The organism is Rhodococcus sp. FG69, from assembly GCF_057808915.1.
This window is the reverse complement of the sequence record NZ_JBMDIX010000002.1, coordinates 220,467-234,601: the sequence shown is the minus strand read 5'-3', so window position 1 is coordinate 234,601 and position 14,135 is coordinate 220,467. Positions and strand designations below refer to the sequence as shown.

12 protein-coding genes are annotated in these 14,135 nt (G+C 64.1%); 9 read left to right on the top strand and 3 right to left on the bottom strand.

What is annotated here, in order from left to right; genetic code table 11:
* Positions 1 to 44 precede the first annotated feature (44 nt).
* From ACODSO_RS03515 to ACODSO_RS03495, 5 genes are all read left to right on the top strand, one after another.
* Entirely contained in the window at positions 45 to 845 is an 801-nt protein-coding gene (locus ACODSO_RS03515) for an alpha/beta fold hydrolase (RefSeq protein ID WP_489035059.1), read from the top strand.
* Between the two features lie 11 nt (positions 846 to 856).
* Positions 857 to 2,044 (top strand): PP2C family protein-serine/threonine phosphatase, encoded by a 1,188-nt coding sequence (locus ACODSO_RS03510; protein ID WP_489035057.1) that lies wholly within the window; start codon positions 857 to 859, stop codon positions 2,042 to 2,044.
* 44 nt (positions 2,045 to 2,088) lie between these two features.
* Positions 2,089 to 2,721 (top strand): pyridoxamine 5'-phosphate oxidase family protein, encoded by a 633-nt coding sequence (locus ACODSO_RS03505; protein WP_489035056.1) that lies wholly within the window; start codon positions 2,089 to 2,091, stop codon positions 2,719 to 2,721.
* An 85-nt stretch (positions 2,722 to 2,806) separates the two neighbouring features.
* Positions 2,807 to 3,400 carry a hypothetical protein gene (locus ACODSO_RS03500; RefSeq protein ID WP_489035054.1) on the top strand — a complete coding sequence of 198 codons (594 nt, stop codon included), beginning with the start codon at positions 2,807 to 2,809 and terminating at the stop codon, positions 3,398 to 3,400.
* Positions 3,401 to 3,443: 43 nt separating this feature from the next.
* Complete coding sequence (locus ACODSO_RS03495; RefSeq protein ID WP_489035052.1) at positions 3,444 to 6,350, top strand: AfsR/SARP family transcriptional regulator; 2,907 nt, start codon at positions 3,444 to 3,446, stop codon at positions 6,348 to 6,350.
* Here ACODSO_RS03495 and ACODSO_RS03490 read toward each other — a convergent pair.
* The 3 genes from ACODSO_RS03490 to ACODSO_RS03480 form a co-directional block, all read right to left on the bottom strand.
* The gene (locus ACODSO_RS03490; protein ID WP_489035050.1) at positions 6,279 to 6,629 is read right to left on the bottom strand and encodes a hypothetical protein; all 351 of its coding nucleotides are present in this window, start codon (positions 6,627 to 6,629) and stop codon (positions 6,279 to 6,281) included. The genes ACODSO_RS03495 and ACODSO_RS03490 overlap by 72 nt on opposite strands.
* Positions 6,630 to 6,715: 86 nt before the next feature.
* A complete protein-coding gene (locus ACODSO_RS03485) occupies positions 6,716 to 7,375 on the bottom strand; it encodes a TetR/AcrR family transcriptional regulator (RefSeq protein WP_489035048.1) in 660 nt (219 codons plus the stop codon).
* Between the two features lie 37 nt (positions 7,376 to 7,412).
* Positions 7,413 to 8,915 carry a PucR family transcriptional regulator gene (locus ACODSO_RS03480; RefSeq protein WP_489035046.1) on the bottom strand — a complete coding sequence of 501 codons (1,503 nt, stop codon included), beginning with the start codon at positions 8,913 to 8,915 and terminating at the stop codon, positions 7,413 to 7,415.
* A 147-nt stretch (positions 8,916 to 9,062) separates the two neighbouring features.
* Between ACODSO_RS03480 and ACODSO_RS03475 the strand changes: the two genes are divergently transcribed.
* The 4 genes from ACODSO_RS03475 to ACODSO_RS03460 are packed head-to-tail and all read left to right on the top strand — an operon-like array spanning position 9,063 to position 14,079.
* Positions 9,063 to 9,929 (top strand): FAD binding domain-containing protein, encoded by an 867-nt coding sequence (locus ACODSO_RS03475; RefSeq protein WP_489035044.1) that lies wholly within the window; start codon positions 9,063 to 9,065, stop codon positions 9,927 to 9,929.
* A gap of 3 nt (positions 9,930 to 9,932) precedes the next feature.
* On the top strand, positions 9,933 to 10,406 hold the full coding sequence (locus ACODSO_RS03470; RefSeq protein ID WP_489035042.1) for a (2Fe-2S)-binding protein: 474 nt from the start codon (positions 9,933 to 9,935) through the stop codon (positions 10,404 to 10,406).
* Positions 10,403 to 11,758, top strand: a complete 1,356-nt coding sequence (locus ACODSO_RS03465) for an 8-oxoguanine deaminase (protein ID WP_489035040.1) — start codon at positions 10,403 to 10,405, stop codon at positions 11,756 to 11,758. The genes ACODSO_RS03470 and ACODSO_RS03465 overlap by 4 nt, the downstream gene beginning before the upstream one ends.
* The gene (locus ACODSO_RS03460; RefSeq protein WP_489035038.1) at positions 11,755 to 14,079 is read left to right on the top strand and encodes a xanthine dehydrogenase family protein molybdopterin-binding subunit; all 2,325 of its coding nucleotides are present in this window, start codon (positions 11,755 to 11,757) and stop codon (positions 14,077 to 14,079) included. The genes ACODSO_RS03465 and ACODSO_RS03460 overlap by 4 nt, the downstream gene beginning before the upstream one ends.
* Positions 14,080 to 14,135 lie beyond the last annotated feature (56 nt).

The window sequence follows — 14,135 nt, the reverse complement described above, 5'->3', positions numbered from 1 at the left end:
GCCTCCGCTCTCACCTGCGAATAGGCGGGTGAGACACTGTGTCGGTGGATGTGCGAGCAAGGAACAACGTGTCGATCGTGGGCGTGGACACCGGTCCGACGGTCATGCTTGCGCACGGTTTCGGCTGCGATCAGCATCTGTGGCGGGCCGTCACGCACCTGTTGGCGCCGACGTGTCGCGTGGTGCTGTTCGACCATGTGGGAGCCGGTGCCTCGGACCTGTCGGCATGGGACGAGGAACGCTACTCGTCTCTCGATGCATACGCGGCCGACGTCGTGGATATCGTGACCGACCTCGATCTGCGAAACGTCACGTTCGTCGGCCACTCGGTGGCATCGATGATCGGTGTTCTGGCTGCCGCGGCGCGCCCGGACTTGTTCGCCAGGCTGATTCTGCTGACACCGTCACCCCGGTACATCGACGATGTCGACTACCGAGGCGGCTTCAGCCCCGCCGACATCGATGAACTGCTCGACTCGCTCGACAGCAACTACCTCGGTTGGTCCAGCCAGATGGCTCCGCGGATCATGGGCAACCCCAATCGTCCCGAACTCGGCGAAGAATTGACCGAAAGCTTTTGCAGGACAGACCCTGCGTGCGCTCGATCGTTCGCCCGGGCCACCTTTCTGTCGGACAATCGGGCCGACCTGGCGCGCGTTGTGACTCCGACGCTCGTGATCGACTGCGCGAACGACTCGCTCGCACCACCGTCGGTGGGGCGCTACGTCTGCGACAACATCGCAGGCAGTTCCTTGGTCACACTGGATGCAAGTGGACACTGCCCACACGTGAGTAATCCGGACATCACTGCGCAGGCGATTCTGTCGTTCGTCGACTTCTCATGATCGACCGCCCGATGAACGACACCGACCCTCTGCTGCACGACACGGCCGAGGATCTCTACGAGTTCGCGCCATGCGGCTACCTGTCGACCTGGCCCGACGGCAGGATCGCGAAAGTGAACGCCACCCTGTTGAAGTGGCTCGAATACGAGCGTGGAGAACTGCTCGGACGCCGTTTCGCAGATCTCCTGACAGTCGGCGGTCGAATCCACTACGAGACACATTTCGCGCCGTTGCTCCTCACTCGCGGTTCGATCGACAGTGCAGCACTCGATCTCCTCGACTCGCACGGCGAGCAACTTCCGGTCTTCGTCACCGCGAACACTCGGATCGGGCCGGACGGGGTTCCGGCCCTGATTCGAATCACCGCGCTCGACGCCCGGGAACGACGCTCCTACGAGCGCGAGTTGATCGAGGAACGTCGACGCGCGGAGTTCGAGCGTGAGCGGGTGCAGTTACTCGCCACCACTCTGCAGAGATCCCTGCTGCCCCCGTCGTTGACGCCGCCCACGGGGGTCGCCGCCCACGCGTACTACCACTTCGCCTCGAACTACGACGTCGGGGGAGATTTCTACGACCTGTTTCCATTGTCGGACAATCGGTGGGGGTTCTTCCTCGGCGATGTGTGCGGCAAGGGACCCGAGGCTGCAGCCATCACGTCGTCGACGAGGTACACCCTCCGTGCAGCAGCAGTGTACGACCGAGATCCGGTAACGGTGCTGCGCGATCTCAATTCGCTTCTCCTGCAGGAATTCGGACAGGACGCGGCCAAGTTTTGCACGGTCGTGTTCGGAGTCATGACGCCCGGTGGGGGTGGACTCGACGTCGAATTGGCCAGTGGCGGACACCCGCCGGCGATCCTGCTCCGAAAGGCAGGCACCGCAGAGTATTTGGACACGGCGGGCGGACAACTCGTAGGAATTCTTCCTGATGCTCGGTTCGTGTCGACTTGCGTTCGGTTGATGCCGGGGGACACCGTGGTGCTCTATTCCGATGGCTTGACGGAGGCGCGGACCGGAAGCGGCCGCGAGCGCTACGACGACGACGGAGCTTTGCTCGAATTCGCGAGGGCTCATGCGCCGTCGAGCGCGCACCGGATCGTGGACGCACTCCGCGAGTTGATGGAGAGCTTCGGCACCGGACTGGAAGACGACGCGGCGATCATGGCGTTCGGGTTGCCTGCGTCGGATCACTCCGTCTGAAACTCGCGTGACCCGACGTCGGGTCGGTTGTTAGTCTCGCAGGCGTGGAATGGGACGAAATTCGAGACGCCGAAGAGTTGACAGCGATGTTCGGCACTCCGAGTTATCGCGCTGCGAACAAGGACCGTTCCGCGCTGCACCCGCTCGATGTCCAGTGGCTCGCGCACTCCCCGTTCTGCTTGATCGGCACAGTCGACACCGACGGTCGGTGCGACGTCTCGCCGAAGGGAGACCCCGCAGGCGAACTCGTTCGTGTGCTCGACGAAAAGACGATTGCGATTGCCGAGCGTCCGGGAAACAAGCGCATGGACGGCTATCGAAACGTCCTGGCGAATCCGTTCGTCGGTATCAACTTCTTCATTCCGGGTCGTGGCGACACACTTCGGATCAACGGTGGCGCCCGCCTCGTCAAGGACGCACCGTTCTTCGACGAGATGTCGGTGAAGGGACATCGACCCATCCTGTGTCTCGTCGTCGACGTCGAACAGGTCTTCTTTCACTGTGCCAAGGCGTTCATGAGATCGCGGCTGTGGGAACCGCAATCCTGGGATCCGACGGTGATGCCCACGGTTGCGGCCATCACGAAAGCAGTCATGCCGAATTCGCCCGAGACGGTTGCCGAGCTGGAGGAGTACTTCGGCCCGGCCTACGAGAACAGGCTCTACGAGAGTCAGTAGCTCGAGTCCCAGTGATTTCCAAGTGGTTCACGCCATCGTGTAGTCGACGAAGTTCCACTCGGATCACACACAGGGAGTAGTAACCATGACCGTCACCGAGAACACCGCCCCCCACAGCGACACCGTCCGGGGGGTTCGTGCCACCGGCATCGGATTGGCCGTCGCCACCGCTGCCTGGGCGCTCGGCATGGCTCTGATCGGCGACCACGAAGGATTCGGTTGGCAGACGCTCGTCGGGGGAGCGACCGCGATTGCATTCCAGATTGCCATCATCCGCCTCCTGCTCCTGCAGATGCAGACGAATGCGATGGGTAACGGTCGGGTGGCCAAGGGCTTCTACCTCGCCCAGTTCGTGTTCATGGCCGGCGCGCTCGTGTCCTCGACGTTCGACGCGTTCTGGCTGATCCAAGGCACCCCGGTTTGGGCGGCGTTCGACATGTTCTGGCCGCTGTCGATGCTTGGGATGGTGGGCATCGGTGTGCGCATCGCCATTGCCGGTCGCTGGACCGGAATCGTTCGTTGGTGGACCCTGTGGGCGCAGTCGTGGTTCGTGGCCGCCATTCCTGTGGTGCTGATCGCGCGCGACGCGGGCCAGGTCGTGGGTTCCGTCCAGCTGATCGCAGGCTATGTCGTCCTGGGGATCATTCTGGCGAAGCTGGGAACGGTCACGCCGAAGTAGCCTGTAGGGCGACGGAAGCCGAGGCGCAACTTATGATCCATCGGTGCCGACCGTTGAATCCGCTACCAGCTCAGCGCCGGACCTGCGTGTGCTCGGGCCCCTCGAGGCCTTCCTCGACGGCGCTCCGGTCGCACTCGGTGGCCCGGTCCCTCGCGCACTCCTCGCGAGGTTGGTGATCGCCGACGGCCGAATGGTCACCGACGAGACGCTGATCGACGACCTGTGGGGCGAACAGCCACCCCGCACCGCCTCGCTCACCCTGCAGGGATACGTATCGACACTCCGCAAGGCTCTCGAGCCGCACCGGGGAAGCGGCAAACCGACGGTCCTCGTCCGAAAAGGGCCGGGTTACGCACTCGAGCTGCCCTCCGGCTCCGTCGATTCCAAGCGGTTCGTCGTGGCCGCATCCCGAGGCAAGCAGGCCCTCGCTGCCGGCGATCCTGCTGACGCCGAACGAATGCTGGGCGAGGCACTCGAGATGTGGCGCGGGCCGGCATACGCCGACTGTGCGGACCGTGAATTCGCCGTGGCCGAGATTCGACATCTCGACGAATTGCGGCTCGACGCGGTCGAGGATCGCATGGATTCCTCCGTGGCTTTGGGCAACAATGCTTCTGCCGCAGCCGAACTGGAAGCTCACACTCGCGAGTACCCGTTGCGAGAGCGGGCGTGGGAACTGCTTGCCACCTCGCTGTACCGGTCGGGAAGACAGGGCGACGCACTGGCGGCGCTGCGAACCGCCCGGGAGCGTCTGGCAGAAGAACTCGGTGCGGATCCACGACCGAGCCTGCTGGCGTTGCACGACGCCATCCTGCGTCAGGATCCGTCACTCGACGCCGCCGCGGCACCGGCGCCGGCGCGGTCGCGCGGTAGCCATGTCCCCATTCCTCCGACACCGCTGGTCGGACGCCAGGACATCCTCGGCGAAGTCGCAGATGCCACGTCCGCGCATCGTCTCGTGACGCTGACCGGGCCCGGCGGGATGGGGAAGACACGGCTCGCGCTCGAAGTCGCGCGGCTGCGGAGGGATTCGGACGGCCCGTGGTTCGTCGAACTCGCCGACGTACGCGACGGGGACCTGCTCATCGACGCGATCGCGACGGGACTCAACGTGACGGTGTCGGGTGGAGCTCCCGCACTGATAGCGATCCTCCGGGAACGTGAGACTGTGCTCGTGCTGGACAACTGCGAACAGATCGTCGAACCCATCGCAGCCTTCGTGTCCGCGTTGCTCGCGTCGAGTCCGGGGATTTCGGTCCTTGCCACCAGCCGCGAAGCTCTGGGTGTTTCCGGCGAATTCGTGTACGAGATGCCGTCGCTGTCTGGCGGTCCGCACGGGGAGGCGGTGCGGTTGTTCGTGGAGCGGGCGGAGTCGCAGATGGGCGGATGGCAACCCGACGTCGACGAGTTGGGGCTGCTCGAGAACCTCTGCCAGGAACTCGACGGCATGCCGCTGGCGATCGAACTCGCGGCCGGGCAGTGCCGGACGTTGTCCGTTCGGCAACTCGTCGACAACATCGACGACCGTTTCGCGGTCCTTCGAGGCGGCCCGCGCAACAATGTTCGCCACTCGACCATGCTGGCCGCGGTCGAATGGTCGTATTCCACCCTCGGCGGCTCCGAGCGAACCCTGTTCGAAAACCTGGCGATCTTCGACGGTGGCTTCGACCTGGATGCAGCGCGCACCGTCGTCGGTGAGTCGGACATCATCGGTGATCTGGGAACCCTCATCGACAAGTCGCTCGTCAAGTCGGTCGGCGGTGATCCCCGTCGGTATCGCATGTTGGAGACGCTCCGAAGCTACGCAGCGCTACAGCGTGATCCGGCACGAACGGCCGATCTGCGCCAACGCCACGCGGAGTGGGTGATTCAGATGGCAGAGGGGGCGTATTTCGGTCTACGTGGACCAGACTGTCCACGGTGGATGGCACGGCTGGATCGCGATATACCCAACGTACGAGCAGCTCTCGATCACCTCGACTCTGCATCCGAGACGTACTTGCGCATAGTCGGCAGTCTCTATTGGTACTGGTACCGGCGCGGGCATGTCGCCGAAGGGCTTCGATACCTCGAACCAGCCATGAAGGCGAAAGACATCCCGGTCGGGGTCCTCGTCCGGGCGCTCGCCGGTCTTACGATCACGCGATACCTGGCGGGTGACATCTCCGGTCTTCTCGAGTCGTTGTCCAGGCTGGCAGGACTCGAACCCGACACTGCTGGTGACGATGTGGCCAGGTCCGACGTGCTCGTCTCGCTTGCGTTCTTCGAAGCTGGAGCGGGAATGACGGAGCAAGCGCTCGGCCATGCAAACGAAGCGCTCGAACTCGGAACTGCCATGGACGCGCCGTACACGAGGGCGGAGGCCCTGATGTCCGCCGGCACAGCGTACTTGCGCAGCGGAGACCTCGAACGGGCGCAGGAACTGCTGGAAGCGTCGGCCGAGGTGTCGGCCGAGTCCGGCTACCAGTGGTGTGAGGCGTCGGCTCTGTGGATCCACGCGAAGGTCGATCTGGCGCGCGGTGATTGGGGAGGACCGGCCGAACTCAAGCTTGCCCGCATGATCGACGCCTGCGACGTTGTGTCCGATACGTCGTCATGGATGGTTGGCCTGGAGACGCTGGCATATGCGTTGTTCCGTCGGGGCGACTTCGACTCCGCCGCACAGTTGCTGGGAGTTGTGGGGCGACACACCGAGTTGAGCGGCTACGTTCCTGCCACGATGGACCCGATCGACATGGGGCGGTACGACCAGGAGATGCGTACGTCCATCCCACCCGAGATCATGAGGGCGGGCGGCGCGATCGGTCGCGAACTGGACCGAAATCGCGTACGTGATCTCGTCCTCACACTGGTTCCCCCTCTACCGACTACTGCGCACTCACCGTCGCGACAGTGCGAAGACGACATCCCAGCCCGCGGCCGCGTCGAACGGACCGAGGACTGCGGGTAGCTCGCACGTGGCGATTGACTCGGCGACCGCCGGCGAAAGGTCATCGACCGGTGTGTCCCCGAACACGGCGTACGTCGTCGCCGACGACAGGCTGTAGGCGTCCGCGGCTGTGCACACGAACAGCGGAAACGTCACCGCGGTCGCCAGCGCTTCGGAGCGAACCCTGAGCCATTCCAGGAACATCTCGGCATCCTCGCGGTCGCAAAAACTGACGCGTGCCGCACGCAGTCTGCGGGTGGTCGCACTGTCGATGAAGTTGTCGAGAGTAGGAGCGCTCATAAGGGTCGGTCTCACTTCCGTTCGCTGGGAGTCTGCAGACGAGAGTGCACGTGCCCACTTGGAAACGACTTGGAGACGAAGGATGGTCAGTCGAGACGCCCGAACGCCACCGCACCGAGGATGGTGTGAGCACCGGCGATGATGCCGTCCAACGGTTCCGAGTCCGGCGCGAGCAACCACTGCTGCGTCATCATCAGAACGGCGCCGACCAGCCCGATGGCGAGGGTCCGTCGATTCGGACCCGCGAGACCGTTGGCAATCCCGACGGACGTTGCGAGGGCGAGCACCGCGTCGACGAACAGCGACGTCGTCTGCCGATACAAAGCATCGATCTCGGCCGAGACGCCGAGCACCTCGAGCAGAACGATGCGCGCAGAACGTGGATCGTCGGCAATCGTGCGAAAGAAGTTCGACAGTGCGGCTTGAAGAACTTCCTCGGCACTGGTCTCGGGTCCGATCGCTGCGCTGGTGGTAGGCGGGTGGATGCTCGTCAGCATCGTGGCCGTTGCACGCCGGTAGACCGCTTCGAGCAGGTCTTCGCTGCTGTCGAACGATTCGTAGAAGTACCTCTTGGTCAAGCCCGCCGTCGCGCAGATCCGATCGATCGAAGCCGAGCGGAATCCGGTTGTTCCGAACACCTCGACAGCGGCGTCGAGGAGTTGCTCGCGCCGCGTCTCGCGCCGCTGTCCGGGTGTCGATCCGCGGTACGGGCGGCCGGTGGCGGTGTCGGTCTCGGAAGTGCTCACTCAGCGATCTTGACACCGATCGGTATCAGATGGGAAGTCACGCGAGGCGCAGCGCCAAATAGAACTCGACCCTGTCCTCGAGTCGGGAGAGATCGCGGCCCGTCAACTCTTCGATTCGCTGGATCCGATAGCGCACCGAGTTGACGTGAAGGTGCATCTGATCGGCGCACTTCGTCCACGACCCGTTGGTGTCGAGGAACGCAGACAGGGTGGCAATCAGGTCGCTCTTGTGGACGTCGTCGTAGTCGGCGAGGGGCGTGAGCAGCCGTGAGCGGAACATCCGTCGAACATCGTCGGGAACTCCGGCCAGCAATAATACGAGGGTGGCAAGTTCCTCGTGTCCGACTACGTAGCGGTCGTCGTTGCGACGTGCGGCAAGCTGACGCGCATGTTTGGCCTCCTCGACGGCGCTGCGGATGTCGCGTGAGGCGACGAGGCTGCTGACGCCGATGGACAGTCCGGTACCCGTCAGTCCCGGGGCGAGGGCTTCCACGGCTCGTTCGATTGCCGGGGTGAGGTCTTGGTCGGCGGGCACGATCGCGATGACCTCGCCGTCGGTGATGCCGACTGCCGACATAGAGGACGCCGAGGTCTCACGAATCAACTGACGAACTTCGCCGAGGCGTAGCACGTCCTCGGACACTGCCGCTGCTATTGCGATATAGCGTGATTCGACCGGAAGGCCGATGACGTACATCTGCTGCGCAATGTCCGACGCCGACGCTCCCTCGGACACTGCACGCACGAATTCCTGTGCGAGGATGCCGGATCCGGTGAGCCTGTCATCGGATCGGGCGCGCTCGACCGCGACGATGGATGACAATTGTTCGGCGAGCGCCAGCCTCTCCGGATGCCATGTCTGCCAATCGCTTCGGACAGCTACGAACCAGTCGACGACCCGTGCTGCGGAATCGCTGTCCACCGGCAGCAGGGAGATTCCGTACTCCTCGACGTAGTGGGGAAGCCTCCGAGCGGTCAAGAACTCGTGGGCGAGGAAAGCAGGGTCAGGAAGGCCTTCCGGACCCGCGAGGACGTTGCCTGACGCCGTGGACACCCAGCACGCCATCCCGAGTTCGGTGCCGACGAGGTCCAGCAGCGGACCTATGCCGCCCGGTCCGGTGCTTTCGACAAGGCGTTGGTGTCGGTCGAGCACAGCCTTCAAGTCCGACGTTCTCGCCGTCGACAACTGGCGGACGACGACCTCGGTCACCGTCGCGAAAGCGACGTCCGCGGGAACCCGGAACAGCGGCAACCCGTGCTCGCGGCATGCGGCCACGAGGTCGTCGGGGACCAACCCGCCTTCGGATGCTGCAACCGCCGCGACCCCGGCCTTGGCGACCGAACTGACGAAGGCATACGAGTCATCAGGGTCGGTGTGCCACACCAGGCCGGTGAGAACGAGCTCGCCGCCGGTCAGATAGCGACTCGGATCGAGCATGTCGGTGGTGACTACCCATCGGATCACCGGATCGAAGTGCTCGGGTGCGACTACCTGCTGCAGCTTCAGGTCGGACAATCCCAGCAAATCATGCAGTCTCACGGCGAATCGACCTCGCTCTTTGTAGGAACCTCCAGAACCTACACTGTGATCACCGTCATAGTTCGTCGTTATTGTCTCTCGTTCGTCGGATGTCGCGCAGGTGTACTGGATGCACACACCCGGCATCGAAAAGTTGGAGCGAGCACGATGGACTTTCTACGGCCACAGACCTGGGCCGACGCACTGACGGCCAAAGCCGACGACGTCGATGCCGTCCCGATTCAAGGCGGCACCGACGTCATGGTCGAGTTGAACTTCGACGTTCATCGGCCGGGAGCTCTCCTCGATCTGAACCCCATCAGCGAACTCACCACCTGGGAAAAACTGCCCGACGACACCCTTCGCATCGGCGCGGGGATGCCGTACGTGCGCATCATCGAGGAACTCGGAGACCGGCTTCCCGGCATCGCTCAGGCCTCCCGGACCGTCGGATCTCCACAGATTCGAAACCGGGGGACCGTGGGCGGCAACCTCGGCGGCGCATCTCCCGCCGGCGACCTGCACGCACCACTTCTCGCAGCAGGGGCCGTGATCGAGGTGGAGTCGGCTGCCCGCGGTACTCGGATGATTCCGGCCGCCGACTTCTACGTCGGGGTGAAGCGGAACTGCTGCGAGCGAGACGAATTGATCAGAGCGTTCCACGTGAAGCCCGCCGCCGGTCCTCAGTACTTCTCCAAGATCGGTACGCGCAACGCAATGGTGATCGCGGTGTGCTCCTTCTCGATAGCTCTCTACCCCGGTGAGAAGCGAATCGGAACCGGGCTCGGCTCCGCTGCGCCGACGCCCCGGCGGGCTTATGCTGCCGAGGAATTCCTCGCCGGCGAGCTCGACTGGTCCGGTCCGCTGGACGACCGGGTGGTCGCGCGATTCGGCGAACTGGTCTCGGACGCCGCGAGCCCCATCGACGATGTTCGCGGCACTGCGAACTACCGCAGGCATGCATTGGCAGTCATGGCGAAGAGAACCCTCGGCTGGGCGTGGAAAGACCTCGGCAACAACGGAAAGGCGGCGTGAGACATGCGCGTCACGTGCACGGTCAACGGCAAGGAATTGGAAGCCGACGACGTCTGGGAGGGCGAGAGTCTGCTGTATCTCCTGCGGGAGCGGATGGGATTGCCCGGTTCGAAGAACGCATGCGAGCAAGGTGAGTGTGGTTCGTGCACGGTCTATCTCGACCAGGTACCGGCATGTGCATGTCTCGTGGCAGCCGGTCAGGTCGAGGGTCGGTCGGTCCGTACCGTCGAGGGCCTGGCTGACGGTGACACCCTCGATCCGATGCAGGAAGCGTTCGTGGAATGCGGCGCGGTGCAATGCGGATTCTGCACCCCCGGTCTCGTCGTCCAAGCGCACGATCTCGTCGAACGGGTACCGAATCCGTCCGATGCAGAGATCCGCGAATCGCTCGCCGGAAACCTGTGTCGCTGTACCGGATACGAGAAGATTCTCGACGCGGTGCGACTCGCTGCAACTCGAAAGGCCGAAGCCCGATGACGAAGACCATCATCCACAACGCGTACATCGCTCCGATCGTCGGCCACGAGATCACGAACGGCTACGTCGTGATCGAGAATGGCATCATCTCGGCACTCGGATCCGGTGAGGCTCCCGCTGTCGCCGGCGCCGAGAGGATCGACGCAGGCGGCGGGCTCCTGACCCCGGGCTTGGTGAACACGCACCATCACCTCTACCAGTGGGCCTCGCAGGGACTGGCGAAGGACAACACCCTGTTCGAGTGGCTCGTCGCGTTGTACAAGCCGTGGTCGAAGATGGACGCGGAAGTCGTCGGAGGCGCCGCCGCAGCAGGTCTCGCATGGCTCGCGAAATCCGGATGCACGACGACGACCGACCACCATTACATCTTCCCGAAGGATCGTGGTGATCTGTTCGCTGCGGAGATCGAGGCCGCTCGCCGTATCGGCGTTCGCTTCCAGCCGTGCCGGGGGTCGATGGACCGCGGTGTGTCCGACGGAGGACTGCCGCCGGACGAGGTCGTGGAGAGTCTCGACGACATTCTGACCGCGACGTCGGACGCGATCGACACCTACCACGACAGTTCATTCGGATCGATGCTGCGCATTGCCGTCGCACCGTGCTCTCCGTTCTCCATCAGCAAGGACCTCCTCGTCGAATCGGCGACGCTTGCGCGCGCCAAAGGCGTCAGGCTGCACACGCACCTCGCCGAGACGATCGACGAAGAAGAGCACTGCCTCGCTCAGATGGGCTGCACACCAGTCGAATACATGGAACAAGTCGGCTGGCTCGGCGACGACGTCTGGTTTGCGCATGCGGTGCACCTTCACGACTCCGACATCGCCAAGATGGCGGCAACCGGAACCGGTGCCGCGCACTGCCCGAGCTCGAATGCCCGTCTCGGTGCTGGAATCGCGCGGATCTCGGACCTGCTCGCGGCGGGCGCTCCCGTCGGACTCGGGGTCGACGGCAGTGCCTCGGCGGAAATGGTGCCGCTGGCAGGCGAGATCCGCCAGGCCATGTACATGCAGCGCGCCAAGTACGGGCCTACGGCACTGACGGCTCGTCAGGCATTGGAGATCGGGACTCTCGGCGGAGCAACAGTGCTCGGCCGCCAGGACGAAATCGGGTCGATCGAGGTCGGGAAGGTGGCCGATCTCGCACTGTGGCGGACCGACGGGTTCTACTCGGCGGTGGACGATCCGATCGTAGCGTTCGCGTACGGCCAGACCCCACCGCTGGCACGCCTCCTCGTCGGGGGCCGCACCATCGTCGAGGACGATGTGCTCGTCAGCGCGCCGCAGGATGCCGTCGCGCAGGAGGGCGTCGACGCCCACCGTCGCTTGATGAAACTTGCAGAGGACGTATTGTGACCACTCCAACTTCCACCCCGACGCGCGCTCCCGCGGATATCGCGGCGCCCGGACGCGGTCGCGTCGGGGACAGCCCGTTACGTCCCGACGGAACGCTGAAGGTCAAAGGCGAGTTCGCGTATTCCTCGGATCTGTTCATCGACGGAATGCTTTGGGGAGCAACACTACGCAGTCCCCACCCGCGCGCTCGTATCGTGTCCGTGGACATTTCGAAGGCGCTCGCGACCCCTGGCGTCGAAGCAGTTCTGACGCACGAAGACGTACCGGGACGTAAGTGCTTCGGACTCGACCACACCTGGGATCAGCCCGTCCTCGCATTCGACGAGGTGCGCCACGAGGGCGAGCCGATTGCGCTGATCGCCGCCGACCATCCCGAGACTGCACGCCGGGCAATGGAGAAGATCGAGGTGGTCTACGAGGTACTCGAGCCACTGACCGACGCTCGACGCGCCGCGCTGGACCCGTCCTACCCCAAGGTTCAGGAGCGAGGGGGAGTGGCTCGTCACCAGCCCGTGCGGGTGGGCGACGTTGCTGCGGCGAAGGCAACGGCCGACGTTGTGGTCAGTAGCGAGTTCTCGGTAGGGATTCAGGACCAGGCATTCCTCGGTCCCGAATCCGGCCTGGCCATACCCGGCGAAGACGGTGGCATCGACCTCTACGTCGCGACGCAGTGGATGCACAACGACCTCGAACAGATCGGACCGTGCCTCGGCCTGCCGAAAGAGAAGATTCGGATGACGCTGGCCGGCGTCGGAGGCGCCTTCGGTGGGCGTGAGGATCTGTCGATGCAGATCCACGCGGCTATGTTGGCGATGCACACCGGCAAACCGGTCAAGATCGTCTACAACCGGTACGAATCGTTCTTCGGGCACGTCCACCGTCATCCGGCGCAGATGCACTACGAGTACGGCGCGACCCGCGACGGGAAGTTGCTGTACGCGGACGTGGAGATCATTCTCGACGGTGGTGCCTATACCTCCGCGACGCTCAACGTCGTCGGCAATGCGGCATCGCTCGGTGTCGGGCCGTACATCATCCCGAACATCGAGATCGACGCGTACGGCGTGTATACCAACAATCCGCCGTGCGGTGCGATGCGTGGATTCGGGGCTGTGCAAGCATGTTTCGCGTACGAGTCGATGATGGACAAACTCGGCGAGGCCTGCGGAATCGGCCCCATCGAGATCCGCCAGATCAACGCAGTCAGCCAAGGTTCCGTGCTGGCGACCGGTCAGGTAATCGAGGCGCCGGCTCCGCTCGCCGAGATGCTGGCCAGGGCCGAGGCGATGGAAATGCCTGCCCCGATCGATGCGTCGGACATCCGTAACTTGCCGGGTGGAGCGTCGCAGACCACGCACGGTGAGGGCGTCGTCCGCGGCGTCGGATACGGCGTCGGTATCAAGAACATCTGCTTCTCCGAGAACTACGACGACTACTCGACTGCGCGAGTGCGTTTGGAAGTCATCGGCGGCGAGGCCACTGCGCTGGTGCACACTGCCGCAGCAGAAGTCGGGCAGGGCCTGGTCACACTCGAGGCGCAGATCGCCCGAACCGAACTCGGAGTGACGAAGGTGGTCATCCATCCCGCGGACACGAAGGTCGGCAATGCCGGGTCCTCGTCGGCGTCGCGTCAGTCGTACATGACCGGCGGGGCAGTCAAGACGGCCTGCGAAGCCGTTCGTGAGGCAGTGTTCGTGCTCGCGGGACTCCACCTCGGGCGCGCTGTGAACGATCTCCGTCTCGACGGCGGAAAGATCGTCTCTGCCACCGACGGTGTGCTGGCGAGTATCGAGGACGTCCTGGGCGAGCGCGTGATCGAGCAGACCCGCGAGTTTCACCACCGGCCCACCAGTGGCATGGACCCCATTACCGGACAGGGTGCAAGCCACACTCAGCTCGCGCTGTGCGTTCACCGAGCAGTGGTCGATGTCGACGTCGAACTGGGTCTGGTCAAGGTCGTCGAAATGGCGGCTGTCCAAGATGTCGGCAAGATTCTGAACCGACTCTCGCTCGAAGGTCAGATTCACGGCGGATCGGCTCAGGGCCTCGGGCTCGCCGTCATGGAGGAGATCGTCGTCAAGGACGGTCTCGTCAAGAACCCATCGTTCACCGACTACCTCATTCCGACGATTCTCGACATGCCGCCCATGAAGCTGGACATTCTCGAGAACGCAGACCCCTTGGCGCCGTATGGTCTTCGCGGCGCCGGGGAACCACCCACTCTGTCGTCCACGCCCGCCGTCGTCGCCGCGATCCGCGACGCCACCGGACTCGCGCTCACCCGCGTGCCGATCCGGCCGGAACACATCGTCAACAGCTGATCTCACCTACGACCATGCAGGTAGCGGTGCCGCGCGCCAACTCCCCGGGCCCGACC